This window comes from Pseudomonas jinjuensis (assembly GCF_900103845.1).
GTDB lineage: Bacteria > Pseudomonadota > Gammaproteobacteria > Pseudomonadales > Pseudomonadaceae > Pseudomonas > Pseudomonas jinjuensis.
The window spans coordinates 152,584-172,411 of record NZ_FNIJ01000008.1 but is presented as its reverse complement, the minus strand read 5'-3'; the positions used below and the strand labels follow the sequence as shown (position 1 = coordinate 172,411).

Genomic DNA, 19,828 nt, shown 5'->3' with positions numbered 1-19,828 from the left:
GGAAGGCGGTCATGAACGACCGGGAGCCCGGGATTCTAGCGCGTGACCAAAAACTTCAAAACAGTCATCAGCAAATCACTCTTTGGTTGGATGATCCGAGCGAGCCGTGACCATAGAGTCATTCACCATCGATAATGAAAACCGTGCCTTGAAGGTGTGCCCCATGCTCCAGACCCGCATCATCCCGCCCGCCCAGAACGCCCACCAGTATCCGCTGCTGATCAAGAGCCTGCTGCTGTCCGGCAGCCGCTACGAGAAGAGCCGCGAGATCGTCTACCGCGACCTGGTGCGCTACAGCTACGCCACCTTCAACGAGCGGGTGGCGCGCCTGGCCAACGTGCTCAGCGAAGCGGGCGTGAAGGCCGGTGACACCGTGGCGGTGATGGACTGGGACAGCCACCGCTACCTGGAATGCATGTTCGCCATACCGATGATCGGCGCGGTGCTGCACACCATCAACATCCGTCTTTCGCCGGACCAGATCCTCTACACCATGAACCACGCGGAGGACCGCTTCGTGCTGGTCAACAGCGAGTTCGCGTCGCTCTACCAGGGCATCGAATCGCAGCTGACCACCGTGGAGAAGACCATCCTGCTAACCGACGCCGCCGACAAGAGCTGCGCCCTGCCTAACTGCGTCGGCGAGTACGAGGCCCTGCTGGACGCGGCCAGCCCGCGCTACGCCTTCCCCGACTTCGACGAGAACTCGGTGGCCACCACCTTCTATACCACCGGCACCACCGGCAACCCGAAGGGCGTGTACTTCACCCACCGCCAGCTGGTCCTGCACACCCTGGCCATGGCCTCGACCATCGCCAGCCTGGACAGCATCCGCCTGCTCGGTAACAACGACGTGTACATGCCGATCACCCCGATGTTCCACGTCCACGCCTGGGGCGTGCCGTACGTGGCCACCATGCTCGGGGTCAAGCAGGTCTACCCGGGCCGTTACGAGCCGGAAATGCTGGTCGAGTTGTGGAAGCGCGAGAAGGTCACCTTCTCCCACTGCGTGCCGACCATCCTGCAGATGGTGATGAACGCCAGGGCCGCGCAGGGCGTCGACTTCGGCGGCTGGAAGATCATCATCGGTGGCAGCGCGTTGAACCACTCGCTGTACGACAAGGCGATGTCGCGGGGCATCCAGCTCACCGCCGCGTATGGCATGTCGGAGACCTGCCCGCTGATCTCCTGCGCCTACCTCAACGAGGAACTGCGCGCCGGCAGCGAGGACGAACGCACCACCTACCGGATCAAGGCCGGCGTGCCGGTGCCGCTGGTGGAAGCGGCGATCATGGATGCCGAGGGCAACTTCCTTCCCGCCGATGGCGACTCCCAGGGCGAACTGGTGCTGCGCTCGCCCTGGCTGACCCAGGGCTACTTCCGCGAGCCGGAGCGCGGCGCGGAACTCTGGGAAGGCGGCTGGATGCACACCGGCGACGTGGCGACCATCGACGGCATGGGCTTCATCGACATCCGCGACCGCATCAAGGACGTGATCAAGACCGGCGGCGAATGGCTGTCCTCGCTGGACCTGGAAGACCTGATCAGCCGCCACCCGGCGGTGCGCGAGGTGGCGGTGGTCGGCGTGCCCGACCCGCAGTGGGGCGAGCGGCCGTTCGCCCTGCTGATCCTGCAGGAAGGGCTGAAACTGGATGCCAAGGGGCTGAAGGAGCACCTCAAGCCCTTCGTCGAGGAAGGCCACATCAACAAGTGGGCGATTCCCTCGCAGATCGCCGTTGTTACAGAAATTCCCAAGACCAGCGTCGGCAAGCTCGACAAGAAGCGCATCCGTGTCGACATCGCCCAGTGGCAGGCCTCCGGCAGCGCCTTCCTGTCCACCGTCTGAGCCTCTTCGCAGCGTGCCGAGCAAGCGCTTGGCACGCTGCAAGTCAGGCGGGCCGCGCCGTCCACACCCGTTCGGGTGGCTTTGTCAAACCGCGGAAGGACAAATCACACTTTGGTGCGATCAAGCATGAAAGGGGGCTGGCTATAGTCGATGCACTCATAACAAGAAACACATGGAGTAGCGTCGATGACAACAATCAAGCAGCTCTGGCGCCTGGCTAAACTGCCGCTGGCCGTCAGCCTGGCCTCCTCGCTGTCGGCCCCCGCATCCGCCGTCAGCTTCAACGTTGGGGAAATCGAGGGTTCGTTCGACTCGGCGCTGTCCATCGGCGCCAGTTGGTCGACCGAGAGCCCGAACAAGGACCTCATCGGGGTCAACAACGGCGGCCGCGGCCTGTCGCAGACCTCCGACGACGGCCACCTGAACTTCAAGAAGGGCGAGACCTTCTCGAAGATCTTCAAGGGTGTGCATGACCTCGAACTGAAATACCAGGACACCGGGGTCTTCCTGCGCGGCAAGTACTGGTACGACTTCGAGCTGAAGGACGAGCACCGCCTGTTCAAGGACATCGACGACGATGGCCGCAAGGAAGGCGCCAAGTCCTCCGGCGCGCAACTGCTCGACGCCTTCGTCTATCACAACTACAGCATCGCCGATCAGCCCGGCACCGTGCGCCTCGGCAAGCAGGTGGTGAACTGGGGCGAGAGCACCTTCATCCAGAACGGCGTCAGCTCGATCAACCCGGTCGACGTTTCCGCCCTGCGCCGCCCGGGCGCCGAGCTGAAGGAAGCGCTGGTGCCGGTGAACATGTTCTACCTGTCGCAGAACTTCACCGACAGCCTGTCCGCCGAGGCCTTCTACCAGCTGGAGTGGGACCAGACGGTGATCGACAACTGCGGCACCTTCTTCTCCCAGCCGGACGTGGTCGCCGATGGCTGCGACGGCAACCTGGCTGTGCTGCGTACCCAGCAGGCCCTGGCCGGCGCCCTGGGCCCGCTGGGCGTGCCGGTGGGCAACGTGCTGAGCAACAACGGCGTGAACTTCGGCAACCCGGACGAGGGCGTGATCGTCCGTCGCGGCGGGGACCGGGATGCCCGTGACAGCGGCCAGTACGGCTTCTCCATGCGCTACTTCGCCAACGAGCTGGATACCGAGTTCGGCGCCTACTACATGAACTACCACAGCCGCCTGCCGATCTTCAGCGGCCATGCCGCCGATCCGTCGGTGTTCGGCCTGTTCAGCCCGCTCAACCCGAACGGGATCGGCGCGCAGCTGGTCGCCGCCGGCGTACCGCTGGCCAACGCCGGCGCCGTCGCCCAGCAGATCGCGCCGCTGGTGGTGGCCGGCAACTCCAGCTACTTCATCGAGTACCCGGAAGACATCCAGCTGTACGGCCTCAGCTTCTCCACCACGCTGCCCACCGGCACCGCGTGGAGCGGCGAGATCAGCTACCGGCCCAACGCCCCGGTGCAGATCAACACCACCGACATCCTGTTCGGCGGCCTGACCCCGCTGAACCCCAACGTTTCCCTGCTGCAGGCCACCCCGGGGCGCGACACCCACGGCTACCGCCGCAAGGAAATCACCCAGCTGCAGACCACCTTCACCCACTTCTTCGACCAGGTGATGGGGGCGGAGCGCCTGACCATGGTCGGCGAAGTCGGCTGGACCCACGTCGGCGGCCTGGAAAGCACCTCCAAGGTCCGCTACGGCCGCGACCCGGTGTTCGGCCCCGGCCCGCTGCCGGCGGGGCAGTGCGAGGCGCTCAACACCTCGACCCTGGCCGGCGGCCCGCAGAACAACGTCAGCCGCTACTGCGAGAACGACGGCTTCACCACCGCCGACTCCTGGGGTTACCGCGTGCGGGCGATCTGGGACTACAACGACGTGTTCGCCGGGGTGAACCTGCGGCCGAACGTGGCCTGGTCGCATGATGTCGACGGCTACTCGCCCGGCCCGGGCGCCAACTTCGAGGAAGGCCGCAAGGCGGTCAGCCTGGGTGTGGATGCCGAATACCAGAACACCTACACCGCCAGCCTGGCCTACACCAGCTTCTTCGACGGCAAGTACAGCACCGTGGACGACCGCGACTTCGTCGCCCTCAGCTTCGGCGTGAACTTCTGATCGATTTCCGGCCACGGGCCGATACTGAGAGACATGAGCCACGCGCAGCCGGCAGCGGCCTGCGCGCGGCCGATAACGACTCATCGAGGGGCGTATCAATGAAAACAACAAAGATCCTTCTGCAAACCGGGGCGCTGGCGCTCAGCCTGCTGGCGACCCAGGTCATGGCTGCCGTTTCCGCCAGCGAAGCGGAGAAGCTGGGCACCACCCTGACGCCGCTGGGTGCCGAGAAGGCCGGCAACGCCGATGGCAGCATCCCGGCCTGGGACGGCGGCCTGTCGAAGAATGCGGGATCCGTGGACAGCAAGGGCTTCCTCTCCGACCCGTTCGCCGGCGAGCAGCCGCTGTTCACCATCACCGCGCAGAACGTCGACCAGTACAAGGACAAGCTGACCCCCGGCCAGCTGGCGATGTTCAAGCGCTATCCGAATAGCTACAAGATTCCGGTGTACAAGACCCACCGCAGCGCCAGCGCGCCGGACGCGGTGATCGCCGCGACGAAGAAGAACGCCACCACCACCAAGCTGGTGGAGGGCGGCAACGGCCTGGAGAACTTCGATACCGCCAACCCGTTCCCGATCCCGCAGAACGGCCTGGAAGTCATCTGGAACCACATCACCCGCTATCGCGGCGGCAGCGTGCGCCGCCTGGTCACCCAGGCCACCCCGCAGCCCGGCGGCAGCTACTCGCTGGTGTACTTCCAGGACGAGTTCACCTTCCGCACCAACCTGACCGACTACGACCCGGCCAAGCCGAGCAACGTGCTGTTCTACTTCAAGCAGCGGGTCACCGCGCCGGCGCGCCTGGCGGGCAACGTGCTGCTGGTCCACGAGACCCTCAACCAGGTGAAGGAGCCGCGCCTGGCCTGGCTCTACAACGCCGGCCAGCGCCGCGTGCGCCGCGCGCCGCAGGTGTCCTACGACGGCCCGGGCACCGCCGCCGACGGCCTGCGCACCTCGGACAACTTCGACATGTACAACGGCGCGCCGGACCGCTACGACTGGAAGCTGGTAGGCAAGAAGGAGATCTACATCCCCTACAACAACTACAAGATGGATGATCCCAAGCTGAAGTACAGCGACATCATCAAGCCCGGCCACCTCAACCAGGACCTGGCCCGCTACGAGCTGCACCGCGTCTGGCACGTGGTCGCGACCCTGAAGCCGGGCGAGCGGCACATCTACGCCAAGCGCGACTTCTACATCGACGAGGACTCCTGGCAGGCCGCCGAGATCGACCACTACGACGGTCGTGGCCAGCTGTGGCGCGTGGCCGAGGCGTTCCAGCAGTACTACTACAACAACCAGGTCAACTGGTACACCGCGGAAACCCTGTACGACCTGCTCTCCGGCCGCTACCTGACCCTGGGCCTGAAGAACGAGGAAAAATCCTCCTACGACTACAACTACCGCGCTTCGGAAAGCGACTACACCCCGGCCGCGCTGCGGCAGGCGGGGGTTCGCTGAGAACCCGCGTTGCGCAGGAAGCCGGCCTTCGGGCCGGCTTTTTTATCAGCCTCATGCCGCACCTGTAGGAGCGAGCTTGCTCGCGAAGCTTTTCCCCACCACTGATCGCCAGCAAGCTGGCTCCTACAGGTCCGTGTCTGGCCTGCCTTGTCCTTCGTTCCCACGCAATCTGTCCGTCAGGATGCTTCACCACTGGCGCGCACCTTGCCCCGATATAAACGCCATTGATCGCGAACAGTAACAAATCTGTCTTCAAATAGGCCGGACAAGCAGCTAGGCTGCCTTGCAGCAGGTACCGTCCACGAGCCGGAGTGAGCCAGGGCCGCATGACCGAATTCCCGACTCTGCCAGTACTGACCCGAACCCCCAGCCGCTTCTTCCGTCCACCGTTGCCCGACGGCCATGTCGCCCGTTCGCGGCTCTGCGAGCGCATGCGCGCCGGTCTGGCCGGCCGCCTGGTGCTGGTCTCGGCGCCGGCGGGGTTCGGCAAGAGTTCGCTGGCCATCGAGTTCTGCGAGCAGCTCGATCCGCAATGGCGCAGCCTGTGGCTGGGGCTGAGCGCCCGCGACAGCGATCCGGGGCGCTTCCTCGAACGCCTGCTGGACGGCCTGCGCCTGTATTTCCCCGGCCTCGGCGAAGACGCCATGAGCCTGCTGAAGATGCGCCAGCGGCACCAGCCGTTCGCCTACGAGGCCTGGCTCGACGACCTGCTCGACGAACTCACGCTCCGCGTGTCGACGGAATCGCCCCTGCTGCTGGTGCTGGACGACTACCACCTGGCCCAGGGCGCGGTGCTCGACCGCTGCCTGCAGTTCCTCCTCAATCACCTGCCGGACGGGCTGGTGCTGCTGGTGACCAGCCGCTGCCGGCCCGACTGGCACCTGGCGCGCCTGCGCCTGTCGCGCCAGTTGCTCGAACTCAACGAACAGGACCTGCGCCTGAGCGCCGAGGAAACCGCCGAACTGGTCAGCCTGAGCGGCGCGCAGCTGCGCGGGCCAGACCTGGAAAACCTGCTGGAGCGCAGCGAAGGCTGGATCGCCGGCCTGCGCCTGTGGCTGCTGGCCCACGGCAGCGAGCTGGCGGCGAACGCCTGCGACGTGGCGCTGTGCGGCACGGAGGAACTGATCCGCGACTACCTGCTGGAGGAGGTCATCGACCGGCTGCCGGCCGAGGTGCAGATGTTCCTCAGCCAGACCGCGCGTTTCGAGCGCTTCTCCGCCGAACTCTGCGACGCCCTGCGCGACGCCCACGACAGCGCGGCGATCCTCCAGCACCTGCAGCAGCACCAGGTGTTCCTCGTGCCGCTGGACGAGCAGGGCCAGTGGTTCCGCTATCACCACCTGTTCTCCGACCTGCTGCAGGCGCGCGACCTGCCGGAATCCGGCCCCTCCGCCGCGGCGCTGCACCTGCGCGCCTGCCGCTGGTTCAGCGCCCGCGGCATGCTGGAAGAGGCGGTCGAGGAAGCCCTGCGCGCCGGCCATCCGGAAGTCGCCGCGAGCCTGGTGCAGAGCCTGTCCGAGGAACAGCTGCTGGCGGAACAGAATCCCGCTACCCTGCTGCGCTGGAAGATGGGCCTGCCCGACAGCCTGCTGGCCAGTTCGCCGCGCCTGATCATGCTCTACGGCTGGGCGCTGGCCCTGGCCTGCCAGCTGGACGCGGCCGAGGACCTGGCCCTGCATCTGGCGCGCTTCCTGCCCGCTGCCGATGCGGACACCCAGCGCGACCTGCTGGCGCAGTGGCAGGCGCTGGCCGGGGTGATCGCCCGCGGCCGCGGCGATATCGAGGCCGCCGAACGGCACTGCGGCGAGGCCCTGGACGAGCTGCCGCAGAAGCGCTCCGGCCCGCGCCTGCTGTGTCTCTCCACCCTGGGCAACCTGGCCATCGTGCGCGGCGACCTATGGCGCGCCCGCGGACTCAACCGCGACGCCCTGGAACTCGCCCAGCGCTTCGGCAACCCGATGTTCGAGGCGCTCGCGCGCTACGAGCGTGCCCGCGTGCTGCATGCCCGCGGCGAGGTATTCCGCGCGGAGGAAGAGGTCCGCCTCGGCTTCGCCTGTCTCGGCGACCTGTCGCCGCAGCGGCATTCCACCGCGCGCGGGCGCCTGCTGATCGTCCAGGGCTGCCTGCACGCCCTGGCGCTGCGCACCGACGAGGCGCGGCGCGCGCTGCAGGCCGGGATCGACGAAGCGCGCCGCTGCCGCGACGTCAGCCTGGTGATGGGCTTCTGCACACTGGCCGGCCTGGAAGGGCGGCAGGGCGACTACACCCGCGCCTTCGCCCTGCTTGGCGAGATCGAACGGCTGATGCACGTGTGGGACGTGCCGCCGGTCTACTACCTGTCGGTCATCACCCTGGCGAAGTGCGAGCTGTGGCTGGCGCAGGGGCAGGTCGAGCTGGCCTCCGCCTGGCTGACCCGCCTCGCGGAAACCTACACCGGCCACCAGCCGGCCACGCCGCCGGAATGCAGCCCGCTGCTGCCCGGCCATGTCGAATTGCTGCAGGCCCTGCTGGCGCTGCGCCTGGAGCAGCCGGAGGATGCCGAGCGCGGCCTGCGCGCGGTCATCGAGGCCGGCTCGCGGAGCGGAGCGCTGCTGCCGGTGCAGCTGGCCCAGGGCCAGTTGCTCAAGCTGCTGCTGCGCGACGGCCGCGAACGCGAGGCCGCTTCCCTGTTCGAGCAGTGCCTGACGGGCGCGGCCGGCGGTGCGCTGCTGCCGCTGGACGGGCTGCTGCAGGAATGCTCCGGCTGGATCCGCGAACAACTCGCGGGACGCGCCGCCTGCCCGCTGCTGGAGCGGCTGGGCGGAATGCTCCCGATGCAGTCCGAACGCCTCCAGGCGGGTGGCGAAGCGCTGAGCGGGCGGGAACTGGCGGTGCTGGAACTGATCGCCCAGGGCTGCTCGAACCAGGAAATCAGCGACCGCCTGTTCATCTCCCTGCACACGGTGAAGAGCCACGCCCGCCACATCAACGACAAGCTCGGCGTCGAGCGGCGCACCCAGGCGGTGGCGCGCGCCAAGGAGCTCGGCCTGCTGCGCTGAAGCTGATGCTTCTGGTTATGCATCCCCTGTGCGAAAGTTGCGCATCGCCCGTTGCGAAGCCCGCCCATGAACATCGACCAGCGCATCAAGTTCCGTCACCTGCAGTGCTTCCTCGAAGTCGCCCGGCAGCGCAGTTTCGCCCGCGCCGCCGACCTCGTCGCGGTCAGCCAGCCGGCGATTTCCAAGACCATCGGCGAGCTGGAGGAACTGCTCGGCGCGCGCCTGTTCGAGCGCAGCAAGGCCGGAGTGAGCCTGACGCCCGCCGGCGACACCTTCCTGCGCTACGCCGGCCCCTGCGTGCAGGCCCTGCGCGACGGGGTGAACGTGCTGCGCGCGCAGGAGGAGGAGGGCAGTCTGCTGCGGGTCGGCGCGCTGTCCACGGTGGAGAGCCTGCTGCTGCCCGAGGCCGTGCTGCGCCTGCAGCGCGCGCATCCGAGCGTGACCGTCAGCGTGCTCACCGGCTCCAGCGCGCACCTGCTGGCGCAGCTCAAGGTCGGCGAGCTGGACCTGGTGGTCGGGCGCATGACCGACAGCCCGGAAATCCACGGCCTGGCCTTCGAGCACCTGTACAGCGAGGCCATGACCCTGGTGGTGCGCCCCGGCCATCCGCTGCTCGGCGAGGACCTGCGCGACCTGCGCCGGCTCGGCGATTTCCCGCTGGTGCTGCCGCTGGCCGGCACCACCATCCGCAAGTACGCCGACGCCTTCTTCGTGCAGTGGGGCATCCCGCTCACCGCGCGGCGCCTGGAGACCCTGTCGCTGGTGCTGAGCCGCCGCTACGTCGCCGACGGCGAGGCGATCTGGGTCGCGCCGCGCGATGCGGTGCGCCTGGACATCCAGGCCGGTGAACTGGCCGAACTGGCGCTGGGCATCCAGGAGCCCGGCGGCTCCGTGGGCATCTGCACCAGCGTCGCGCTGCCGTTGCCGGTGGCCGGGCAGTGGTTCTGCGGCATGCTGCGCGAAGTGGCGGAGCAATTCGCCGATACATAACCGTATGGTTATGTATCGGGGGCGTGATTTCACTGTTCGCGGACGGCTTCCTGGCCGAGACTTCACGGAAACGCAGGGTCCGATCGTTGTCGGGCCATGACTCCACAAATCCAACAACAGGAGCCTGACATGCACGACGCCGAATCCCGTCGCTTCGTCATCCGTGACCGCAACTGGCACCCCAAGGCCTTCATTCCCGACTACAAGACCTCCATCGCCCGCTCGCCGCGCCAGGCGCTGGTGAGCATTCCGCAGTCCGTCTCGGAAACCAGCGGGCCGGACTTCTCGCACCTGAAGATGGGCGAGCACGACAACGACCTGCTGCTCAACTTCGACCACGGCGGCCTGCCGATCGGCGAGCGCATCATCGTCTCCGGGCGGGTCATGGACCAGTACGGCAAGCCGGTCCCGCACACCCTGGTGGAGATGTGGCAGGCCAACGCCGGCGGCCGCTACCGGCACAAGAACGACCGCTACCTGGCGCCGCTCGATCCCAATTTCGGTGGTGTCGGCCGCGCGCTGACCGACAGCGAGGGCCGCTACGTCTTCCGCACCATCAAGCCCGGCCCCTATCCGTGGCGCAATGGTCCGAACGACTGGCGTCCGGCGCACATCCACTTCTCCATCAGCGGCCCGTCGATCTCCACCCGGCTGATCACCCAGCTGTACTTCGAGGGCGACCCGCTGATCCCGATGTGCCCGATCGTCAGGTCGATCGCCAATCCGGACGCGGTGCAGACGCTGATCGCGAAGCTCGACATGAGCATGGCCAATCCCATGGATTGCCTGGCCTACCGCTTCGACATCGTCCTGCGCGGCCAGCGCCGCACCCATTTCGAGAACAAGTGAGGAGACCCGCCATGTCCATCGAACTGCTGCCGGAAACCCCCTCGCAGACCGCCGGCCCCTACGTGCACATCGGCCTGGCCCTGGCCGCCGCCGGCAACCCGACCCGCCCGCAGGAAATCTGGAACCGCATGGCCCGCCCGGAAGCGCCCGGCGAGCACATCCTGCTGATCGGCAACGTCTATGACGGCAACGGTCACCTGGTGCGCGACTCCTTCCTGGAGTTCTGGCAGGCCAACCATGAGGGCGTCTACGACGAAGCCTTCGACCTGGAGAAGCCGTTCAACAGCTTCGGCCGCACCGCGACCACCTTCGATGCCGGCGAGTGGACGCTGCAGACCATCAAGCCGGGCGTGGTGAACAATGCCGCCGGCGTGCCGATGGCGCCGCACATCAACGTCAGCCTGTTCGCCCGCGGCATCAACATCCACCTGCAGACGCGCATCTACTTCGACGACGAGGCGGAGGCGAACGCCAGGGACCCGGTGCTGAACCTGATCGAGCAGCCGCAGCGGCGCGAGACGCTGGTCGCCACCCGCACCGAGGTGGACGGCAAGGCCGCCTACCGCTTCGACATCCGCATCCAGGGCGAGGGCGAGACGGTATTCTTCGACTTCTGAAGGCCGGGCGGGCGGTTCGCCGCCCGCCGTTACCCGGCCCGGTCGAAGGACGCGAACGATGCTGCAGATCCTCGGTATCACTGCCCCGATCTTCCTGATCATCGGCATCGGCTTCCTCTGCGCGCGCGCCGGCCTGCTCGGCCGCGAGCAGTTCGTCGGCATGGGCCGCTTCGTCATCACCCTGGCGCTGCCGGCGCTGGTGATCAAGGCGCTCGCCGAGAACCCGCTGCACGAGGTGTTCGAGCGCAACTACCTGCTGGCCTACGGCGCCGCCTCGCTGGCGGTGTTCGCCGCGGGCTTCCTGTTCTCCCGCCGGGTGCGCGGCGACAGCCTGAGCGGCAGTGCGCTGGGCGGGCTGGGCATGTCGATGTCCAACAGCGGCTTCATCGGCTATCCCATAGTCGCCATGGTGGTCGGGCCCAAGGCCGCGGTCGGCCTGGCGCTGGGGATGATGGTGGAGAACCTGCTGATGCTGCCGCTGGCGCTGGTCCTGGCGGAGGCCGGCGACCAGCGCGGCGCCGGCATCGGCCGGGTGCTGCGGGAGACCTTCGGGCGGCTGCTGCGCAACCCGATCATCATCGCCATCAGCATCGGCCTGTGCCTCTCGCTGCTGCAGATCCGCCTGCCGGCGGTGCCGCTGAAGGCCGTGGAAATGCTGGCGCAGGCCTCGGCGCCGGTGGCGCTGTTCGTCATCGGCGGCAATCTCTACGGATTGAAGATCGGCAAGTTGTTCGCCGACGTGGTCCAACTGGGTATCGGCAAGCTGCTGCTGCATCCGCTGGCGGTGCTGCTGTTCCTTCTGGCGTTTCCGGTGGCCGATCCGGCGCTGCGCAGCGCCGCCGTGCTCTATGCCAGCGCGCCTATGCTCAGCATCTATCCGATCCTCGGCCAGCGCTATGGCCTGGAGGGTCGCTGCGCCGCCGCGCTGGTGGCGAGCACGCTGCTGTCGTTCCTCAGCATCAGCGCCTTCATCGCGCTGCTGCGCTGAAGGGCGGAATCCGATCATGAACACGACTGGAGAACCGGCGTGAGCAATCAACTCTTCGATACCTATTTCACCCAGCCGGCCATGCGCGCGGTGTTCTGCGACGCCGGGCGGATACAGGGCATGCTCGACTTCGAGGCCGCCCTGGCGCGCGCCGAGGCGCGGGTCGGGCTGATCCCGCAATCCGCCGTGGCGCCCATCGCGACGGCCTGCACGGCCGACCAGTACGACTTCGCGGCGCTGGCCCGGGCCATCGCCACCGCCGGCAACTCGGCGATTCCGCTGGTCAAGGCGCTGGGCCGGCAGGTCGCCGCCGAAAGCGTCGAGGCCGAGCGCTACGTGCACCTTGGCGCGACCAGCCAGGACGCCATGGACACCGGCCTGGTGCTGCAGCTGCGCAGCGCGCTGGACCTGCTGGAATACGATCTCGGCGCGCTGGCGACCCATCTCGCCGAGCAGGCCGAACGGCATGCCGACGTGCCGCTGGCCGGGCGCACCTGGCTGCAGCATGCGACGCCGGTGACCCTCGGCATGAAGATCGCCGGCTGGCTCGGCGCCGTCACCCGTCATCGCCAGCGTCTCGCCGAACTGAAGCCGCGCCTGCTCTGCCTGCAGTTCGGCGGCGCTTCCGGCAGCCTCGCCGCGCTGGGCGAGCAGGCCTGGCCGGTGGCCGAGGCGCTGGCCGACGAGCTTGGCCTGAACCTGCCGGAACAGCCCTGGCACACCCAGCGCGACCGCCTGGTGGAATTCGCCGGTCTGCTCGGGATGATCGCCGGCAGCCTCGGCAAGCTCGGCCGCGACCTCAGCCTGCTTATGCAGACCGAGGCCGGCGAGCTGTTCGAACCTTCCGCGCCGGGCAAGGGCGGATCCTCGACCATGCCGCACAAGCGCAACCCGGTCAGCGCCGCCGTGCTGATTGGCGCCGCCACCCGCGCGCCAGGGCTGGTGGCAACCATGCTGGCGGCCATGCCGCAGGAACACGAGCGCAGCCTCGGCCTCTGGCACGCCGAGTGGGAAACCCTGCCGGAACTGTGCTGCCTGGTCTCCGGCGCGCTGCAGCAGGCGCTGCTGGTGGTGCCGGCGCTGGAAGTGGATGCCGCGCGCATGCGCAGCAATCTCGACCTCACCCACGGCCTGGTGCTGGCCGAGGCGGTGAGCATCGCCCTGGCCCGGCGCATCGGCCGCGACGCCGCGCACCATCTGGTCGAACAGTGCTGCAAGCAGGCGGTACAGGAGGGCGCGCACCTGCGCACGGTGCTCGGCGCCAATGCCGAGGTCGGCGCACAGCTGTCCGCCGAAGACCTCGACCGCCTGCTCGATCCCGCCCATTACCTCGGCCAGGCGCAGCGCTGGGTACAGCGCGCCGTGGCCGAACATCGCAACTTCAAGCCCTGAGAGAGAACCGATGGACGAGAAACAACGCTACGAAGCCGGCATGCAGGTGCGCCGCGCGGTACTCGGCGACGCCCACGTCGACCGCAGCCTGAAGAACCTCACGCCGTTCAACGAGGAATTCCAGGAAATGATCACCCGCCACGCCTGGGGCGACATCTGGACCCGCCCCGGCCTGCCGCGCCACACCCGCAGCCTGGTCACCATCGCCATGCTGATCGGCATGAACCGCGAGGGCGAACTGAAGCTGCACCTGCGCGCCGCGAAGAACAACGGCGTGACCCGCGAGGAGATCAAGGAAGTGCTGATGCAGAGCGCGATCTACTGCGGCATCCCGGCGGCCAACGCCACCTTCCACCTGGCCGAGGAGGTGTGGGACGAGTTGGGGGTGGAGTCGTTGCAGGTGTAGGGCGAATGAAGCGGAACGCTTCATCCGCCATTGGCGGCCGTGCCGATGTAGTGGCGGATAACGCTGGCGCGTTATGCGCCCTACACGGACATTCCAGCTAAACCGTGTAGGAGCGGGCCATGCCCGCGACCTAGAGCAACTCCGGCTCGATCATGTCGCACTCGAACGACAGCCAGCCCCCTTCGGGCTTCGCCTCGCCGCCGGTGATCGGGCCGTAGTACGCCAGCCCGTTGCTCAGCGTCACGCACACATGGGTCGGCTCATCCGGCGCATCCAGCTGGCCCCTGAAATGCGCCTTGAACACGCCGGGCGAGACGGTTTCCAGGCCGATGCTCACCCATTGTTATCCACGGCTTCGGTCTCGCGGCCGAATTGTTCTGCGCTGACCGTGACGGTGGCGGTGTCTTGATACATGTTCTGCGCTCCAGCGGCAGGGAAATCGGCCCATCAGTATGCCAGCTTGCCGTTGCGCCTCATTCATATTTCGTCGCCCCGGCGATGTGCCGTCCGGCCACGTAGCCGAAGGTCAGCGCCGGGCCGAGGTTGATGCCGCCGGACGGATACCAGCCGCCGAACACGCTGGCCATGTCGGTGCCCGCCGCATACAGGCCGGGGATCGGCTGGCCGTCGCCATCCAGCACCCGGGCGTGGCCATCGGTCTTCAGCCCGGCGAAGGTGCCGAAGCAGCCCGGCTGGACCTTCACCGCATAGAACGGCCCGTGCTCGATGGGCGCGACGCAGGGGTTCGGCCCCTTGTGCAGCGGATCTCCCTGCTTGCGGTTGAACGGCGTGGAGCCGCGGCCGAATGCCGGGTCCTCGCCGTTGCGCGCATGGCGGTTGAATTCCGCCACGGTGGCGGCGAGCCCCGCCGGGTCGATGTCGCAGGCGCGGGCCAGTTGTTCGATGCTGTCGCCGCGCTTCAGGTAGCCGTTGCGCAGGTGCGGCCACACCGGCAGCGGAGCGGGGCGCGCATGGCCGAGGCCGTAGCGGCGCTGGAAGCGGTGGTCGCAGATCAGCCAGGAGCAGACTTCCTCGCCTTCCGGCACCGCCTCGACCATCGCCGAGACGTAGTCGTAGTAGCCGTGCGCCTCGTTGACGAAACGCCTGCCGCTGGCCAGCACGCCGATGATGCCCGGCTTGCCGCGCTCGATGATGTGCGGGAAGTGGCCGACGCTGCCGTCGCGATGCGGCACCTTCGATACCGGCGCCCAGGCCACTGGCGATTTCAGGTCCGTGGCGACCACGCCGCCGGCCGATTCGCCGAGGCGCAGGCCGTCGCCGGAGCAGGACTGCGGCGGCAAGGCGAGGTTGTCGTGGCCGCTGGCGTCGCGCGGGAACAGCTGCCGGCGCCGCGCGTCGTCGTTGGGGAAGCCGCCGGCGGCGAGCACCACGGCCTTCGCGCGGATGCGCATGTCGCCATGGGGCGTGCCGACCAGCGCGCCGCGGACGGCGCCGTCCTCGATCAGCAGCCGTCTGGCCGGCGCCGATTCCAGCAGGCGCACGCCAAGGTCTTCCGCCGATTTCGCCAGACGCGCCACCAGCGCCACGCCGTTGACCAGATGCATGGCGCGGCCGTGGCGGGCGAGGTGATAGAGATGGCTGCCGAAGCGCCTGCACACATGCAGGAAGGCGCGCGGCGAGCGGGTCATGTTGAGGAAGGCGGCGAGATCGGCGCCCGCCATGATCGGCATGCCCATGAACGAGGTCTCGCGCATGGTCCGGCGCAGGCGCGGCAGCAGCGCGCCGACTTCGCGGGCGTCGTAGGGCGCGGCGATCACCTGGTGCCCGCCGCTGGCGGCGCCGGGCGTGTCGCCATGCATGTCGGGAATGCCGTTGCCGTCGGCGAACTGCAGCGCGGTGTGCTTCTCGAAGAAGGCGACCATGTGCGGGCAGGCTTCGAGGAAGGCATCGACGCGCGCGGCGTCGTAGTGCTCGCCCAGCTCGTTGCGCAGGTAGGTGCGCGGCTGCTCGATGTCTTCCTCGATACCCGCACGTTTCGCCAGCGGATTGCGCGGCACCCAGGCCCAGCCGCCGGACCAGGCGGTGGCGCCGCCGAACACCGGGTCCTTCTCCACCAGCATGACCTTCTGGCCATGCCAGGCGGCAGTGACGGCGGCCGCCAGCCCGGCGGCGCCGGAGCCGATGACCAGTACATCGCATTCGGCTTGATGGGTGTCGGCGGGCATCCTGGAGTCTCCTGAGTAAATATGGAACTTGATTCCATATTTTATGGGCGGTCCGTTCGGGAGCAAGCGAATACCGACTTCTGCGGGAATTAGTGGTCGATAACCGACCACCAGCCTTGCTGCCCTGTCATGCGCGCGCCCCCCGTTTGCTGTCGCGGGCATGGCCCGCTCCTACACGGTTCTGCATGATCCACCGCTCCCGCGTCCCCTTCCGCCAAACAAAAAAAGCCCGCCGGGGCTGGGCGGGCGAGGGATTCATTGGGGAAATCAGAACAGCGAAATCGGATAGCTGATGATCAGCCGGTTTTCGTCGAAACTGTTCTTGCTGCCCCAGTCGCGGCGCATGCTGGAGTTGCGCCACTTGAGGTTGAGGTTCTTCAGCGCGCCGCTCTGCACGGTGTAGGCCAGCTCGCTCTCGCGGCCCCACTCGCTGCCGTCGTCGGTGACGTTGGCGATATGCACGTTGTCGCCGTGGATGTAGCGGTTCATCAGGGTCAGGCCGGGCACGCCGAGCGCGGCGAAGTCGTAGTCGTGGCGCAGCTGCCAGGAGCGTTCCCTGGCGTTGTCGTAGCTGGAGTTGAAGCTGTCGTTGGCCAGGCTGCCGCCGCTGGTGCCGTTGACGCGGAACCACTCGTCGTCGCCCATGACCTTCTGCAATCCGACGTAGAAGGTGTTGCCGCCACGCTTGGCCGAGAACATCCCGGAGGCGGTGCGGTTGTCCAGGTCACCGGCGCGCGCGCTGCCGTCCTCATTGCCCAGGAAGTAGCCGAGATTGGCGCCCAGCACCCAGTCGCCGAGCGGCTGGAAGTGTTGCACCTGCAGGTATTGCTGCTGGTAGATGTCCTTCAGCTCGGCATTCCACAGGCCCACCAGGGTGCGGTCGCCGTTGAAACGGTACTCGCCGCCGACGAAGTTGAAGCGGTCGGACTTGAACGCCGTGCGATTGAACAGGCTCATGTCTTCCATGCTGGCGTCGTTGCGCGGGCTGTTCTGGCGGAACTGCCCGCCGTAGAGCGTCAGGCCGGTGATTTCGCCGGACGTCACCTGCGCGCCCTGGAAGGTCTGCGGCAGCGAGCGGCCGTCGTCGGAGCGCAGGATCGGCAGCACCGGCATCCACTCGCCCACCTTCAGTTCGGTCTTCGACAGGCGCGCCTTGCCGGCCACGGCGAGGCGGCCGAAATCGTCGGCCGGGCGGCCGTCATCGTGTACCGGCAGCAACTGGGTGCCGGCGGTGCCGCGGCCGCCATCGAGCTTGACGCTGTACAGGCCGAGCACGTCCATGCCGACGCCGATGGTGCCCGGGGTGAAACCGGATCTGGCGTCGAGGATGAAGCTCTGCGTCCATTCCTCCGCCTTGCCCTGGGCGCTGTCGCCGACGAAGTTGCGGTTCAGATAGAAGTTGCGCAGGTTGAGGTTGGCCTTGGCGTCTTCGAGGAAACCGCCGTCGGCGGCGAGGGCGGGCAGGCTGGCTGCGCTCGCCAGAACCAGGAGGCCGGGCAGGATGCGGGTGGCGGATGGAATCTGGACGTGAGGCATTGCGGTGGACCTTTTTATATTTATGGCAAGGCGCTGCCGGCTGCGGTCGGGCGACGACAGCGGTGCGATTCGAGGCCGATAGTGGAATTCCCCATCCCGTGGATCAATTCGATAATCGTCGTTTGGGGCGATTATCGAACAGTAATTAACCAGTTCGAACATTTTTAAAGGGCGTCGGGTGCTTCGAGATTCCGGAATTCTCTTCTAGAATCCGCCGAAACTCGCAACGGACCCCTCGTCATGGCTGGTAGTCAGATCGAACGCGCCTTCAGTCTTCTGGAAAGCCTTGCCGGCGAGCCGCGCGGCCTGCCGCTGCAGACCCTCGCCGAGCGCCTGGAGATTCCCAAGAGCGCCGCGCACCGCATGCTCGCCGAGCTGATCCGCCTCGGCTACGTGCGGCAGAACCCGGAGAACAGCCGCTACCAGCTGTCCACCAAGCTGGTGGCGCTGGGCTTCCGCTACCTGTCCAGCAGCGGCGCCGACATCGTCCAGCCGATCCTCGATCGCCTGGCCCAGGACAGCGGCGAACTGGTGCGCCTCGGCGTGATCGACGGCACCCGCCAGACCTGGATCGCCAAGTCCCAGGGCGCGCGCTCCGGCCTGCGCTACGACCCGGACATGGGCCGCGACGCGCCGCTGTTCTATACCGCTTCCGGCCACGCCTGGCTGGCCAGCCTGAGCGATGAGGCGGCATTGCAACTGGTGCTGCGCCAGGGCATCGCCGACCCCGCGCAGTTCGGCCCGAATGCGCCGCGTTCCACCGACGAGCTGCTGCACTACCTGCATCGCGCCCGCGAGCGCGGTTACGCCTGGGTCGAGGAAACCTCGGCGGTCGGCACCTCGGCGCTGGCCGCCGTGGTGCGCCGCCCGCAGGACGCCGAAGTCATCGGCGTGCTGAGCATCGCCGGCCCCAGCGCCCGCCTGCCGGAAGAGCGCCTGCACGAACTGGCGCCGCTGCTGCTGGCGGCAGTGGCCGAGCTGTCGGCGGCGAGCCAGGCGAGCGAGTTGTTCGTCTGAGACTCCCGGTCACCGCCCGCCCTTGTAGGAGCGGGCCATGCCCGCGATTCGCGAGCAAGCTCGCTCCTACGAAAAGCCCAGCGCCCAGCGCCCTGGCGGGGCGGGATGGTGGATAACGCTGGCGCGTTATGCACCCTACGTTTCACCGCCCGTCTTTTGCGGTCGATAACCGCACAGTCTGTCCTGTCTGTTCTTTTGGAAAATGGAACATGGTTCTAAATTAACTGAAAAGTTAATTCCGGAACCTGGTTTCGGAATCCATGAGACAACAACCACAAGAGGACAGGCAGTTGAACTCACCGCTTCGTATCGCCCTGATCGGCGCCGGCATCATGGGCCGGCAGCATTACCAGCATCTGCGCAACGTGCCGCAGGCCCAGCTTTGCGCGGTGGCCGACCCCGGTCCGCAGGCCGCGGAATTCGCCGCCGGGTGCGGGGTGCCGTATTTCGCCGATCACCGGCGGATGCTGGAAAGCATCCGGCCCGAGGCGGTGATAGTCGCCAACCCGAACAACCTGCACGTCGCCACCGCCCTGGATTGCATCGAGGCCTGCGTGCCGGTGCTGCTGGAGAAGCCGGTGGGTGTGCATCTGGATGAAGTCCGTGCGCTGGTCGAGGCTTCGCGCAGCCGTGGCGTGCCGGTGCTGGTCGGCCACCACCGCCGGCACAATCCGCTGATCGCCAGGGCGCATCAGGTGATCGCCGGCGGTGCGCTCGGCCGGCTGATCAACGTCACCGCGCTGTGGCAGCTGCAGAAGCCCGACAGCTATTTCGAAACGCCCTGGCGCCGCGAAGCGGGCGCCGGTTTCCTGCTGACCAACCTGATCCACGACCTCGACCTGCTGCGCCACCTGTGCGGCGAGGTGGTGCAGGTGCAGGCGTTCACCCGCAACGACGTGCGCGGTTTCGCCAACGAGGACAGCGCGGCGGTGCTGCTGCAGTTCGAGAACGGCGCGCTGGGCAGCCTGACCGGTTCCGACGCGGTGGCCGCGCCCTGGAGCTGGGAGCTGGATTCCGGCGAAAGCCCGCTCTACCCGCGCCAGGCCGACCAGCCGTGCTACCTGCTGGCGGGCACCCACGGCGCGCTGAGCATTCCGCAGCTCAAGCGCTGGCACTACGCCGAGGCCGGCTCCGGCTGGCACACGCCGCTGCTGGGGAGCGAGGAAAGCATTCCGCCGGGCGAGGCGCTGACCCTGCAGTTGCAGCACTTCGTCCGCGTCGCTCGTGGCGAAGAGGCGCCGCTGATCGACGCCGCCGACGGCGGTCGCACCCTGGCGCTGATCGAGGCGATCCGCCAGGCCGCGGAAAGCGGCCGCGCCTGCGCGCCCGATCAACTGTAGGAGCGGGCCATGCCCGCGACCAGCGGCCACCAG

The 19,828-nt window shown here is 67.5% G+C and carries 14 protein-coding genes and 1 pseudogene; 12 read left to right on the top strand and 3 right to left on the bottom strand.

Annotated features, from left to right (window positions below; translation table 11 throughout):
• The first annotated feature begins 163 nt into the window (after nucleotides 1–163).
• The 10 genes from BLR75_RS13425 to pcaC all read left to right on the top strand — a co-directional run bounded on the left by BLR75_RS13425 (nucleotide 164) and on the right by pcaC (nucleotide 13,716).
• Nucleotides 164–1,846, top strand: coding sequence for a fatty acid--CoA ligase (locus BLR75_RS13425; protein ID WP_084309628.1), 1,683 nt, complete (start codon nucleotides 164–166; stop codon nucleotides 1,844–1,846).
• A 186-nt stretch (nucleotides 1,847–2,032) separates the two neighbouring features.
• Nucleotides 2,033–3,970, top strand: a complete 1,938-nt coding sequence (locus tag BLR75_RS13420) for a DUF1302 domain-containing protein (RefSeq protein ID WP_084309629.1) — start codon at nucleotides 2,033–2,035, stop codon at nucleotides 3,968–3,970.
• Nucleotides 3,971–4,068: 98 nt separating this feature from the next.
• The gene (locus tag BLR75_RS13415) at nucleotides 4,069–5,436 is read left to right on the top strand and encodes a DUF1329 domain-containing protein (protein ID WP_084309630.1); all 1,368 of its coding nucleotides are present in this window, start codon (nucleotides 4,069–4,071) and stop codon (nucleotides 5,434–5,436) included.
• 326 nt (nucleotides 5,437–5,762) lie between these two features.
• Complete coding sequence (locus BLR75_RS13410) at nucleotides 5,763–8,474, top strand: winged helix-turn-helix domain-containing protein (RefSeq protein ID WP_084309780.1); 2,712 nt, start codon at nucleotides 5,763–5,765, stop codon at nucleotides 8,472–8,474.
• Between the two features lie 66 nt (nucleotides 8,475–8,540).
• The gene (gene pcaQ / locus BLR75_RS13405) at nucleotides 8,541–9,464 is read left to right on the top strand and encodes a pca operon transcription factor PcaQ (protein WP_084309631.1); all 924 of its coding nucleotides are present in this window, start codon (nucleotides 8,541–8,543) and stop codon (nucleotides 9,462–9,464) included.
• A 129-nt stretch (nucleotides 9,465–9,593) separates the two neighbouring features.
• Nucleotides 9,594–10,313, top strand: coding sequence for a protocatechuate 3,4-dioxygenase subunit beta (gene pcaH / locus BLR75_RS13400; protein ID WP_084309632.1), 720 nt, complete (start codon nucleotides 9,594–9,596; stop codon nucleotides 10,311–10,313).
• Between the two features lie 11 nt (nucleotides 10,314–10,324).
• Complete coding sequence (gene pcaG, locus BLR75_RS13395; protein ID WP_084309633.1) at nucleotides 10,325–10,930, top strand: protocatechuate 3,4-dioxygenase subunit alpha; 606 nt, start codon at nucleotides 10,325–10,327, stop codon at nucleotides 10,928–10,930.
• A 58-nt stretch (nucleotides 10,931–10,988) separates the two neighbouring features.
• The gene (locus tag BLR75_RS13390) at nucleotides 10,989–11,918 is read left to right on the top strand and encodes an AEC family transporter (RefSeq protein WP_084309634.1); all 930 of its coding nucleotides are present in this window, start codon (nucleotides 10,989–10,991) and stop codon (nucleotides 11,916–11,918) included.
• A 39-nt stretch (nucleotides 11,919–11,957) separates the two neighbouring features.
• Complete coding sequence (locus tag BLR75_RS13385) at nucleotides 11,958–13,310, top strand: 3-carboxy-cis,cis-muconate cycloisomerase (protein ID WP_084309635.1); 1,353 nt, start codon at nucleotides 11,958–11,960, stop codon at nucleotides 13,308–13,310.
• A 10-nt stretch (nucleotides 13,311–13,320) separates the two neighbouring features.
• Nucleotides 13,321–13,716 (top strand): 4-carboxymuconolactone decarboxylase, encoded by a 396-nt coding sequence (gene pcaC, locus BLR75_RS13380; RefSeq protein WP_084309636.1) that lies wholly within the window; start codon nucleotides 13,321–13,323, stop codon nucleotides 13,714–13,716.
• A 130-nt stretch (nucleotides 13,717–13,846) separates the two neighbouring features.
• Here pcaC and BLR75_RS13375 read toward each other — a convergent pair.
• The 3 genes and pseudogenes from BLR75_RS13375 to BLR75_RS13365 all read right to left on the bottom strand — a co-directional run bounded on the left by BLR75_RS13375 (nucleotide 13,847) and on the right by BLR75_RS13365 (nucleotide 17,438).
• Nucleotides 13,847–14,130, bottom strand: a pseudogene (locus BLR75_RS13375) (hypothetical protein).
• A 59-nt stretch (nucleotides 14,131–14,189) separates the two neighbouring features.
• Complete coding sequence (locus BLR75_RS13370; RefSeq protein ID WP_084309637.1) at nucleotides 14,190–15,902, bottom strand: FAD-dependent oxidoreductase; 1,713 nt, start codon at nucleotides 15,900–15,902, stop codon at nucleotides 14,190–14,192.
• Nucleotides 15,903–16,169: 267 nt separating this feature from the next.
• On the bottom strand, nucleotides 16,170–17,438 hold the full coding sequence (locus BLR75_RS13365) for an OprD family porin (protein ID WP_084309638.1): 1,269 nt from the start codon (nucleotides 17,436–17,438) through the stop codon (nucleotides 16,170–16,172).
• Between the two features lie 240 nt (nucleotides 17,439–17,678).
• Here BLR75_RS13365 and BLR75_RS13360 point away from each other — a divergent pair, with 240 nt between their 5' ends.
• Complete coding sequence (locus tag BLR75_RS13360; protein WP_084309639.1) at nucleotides 17,679–18,455, top strand: IclR family transcriptional regulator; 777 nt, start codon at nucleotides 17,679–17,681, stop codon at nucleotides 18,453–18,455.
• Between the two features lie 290 nt (nucleotides 18,456–18,745).
• The gene (locus tag BLR75_RS13355) at nucleotides 18,746–19,795 is read left to right on the top strand and encodes a Gfo/Idh/MocA family protein (RefSeq protein ID WP_084309640.1); all 1,050 of its coding nucleotides are present in this window, start codon (nucleotides 18,746–18,748) and stop codon (nucleotides 19,793–19,795) included.
• Nucleotides 19,796–19,828 lie beyond the last annotated feature (33 nt).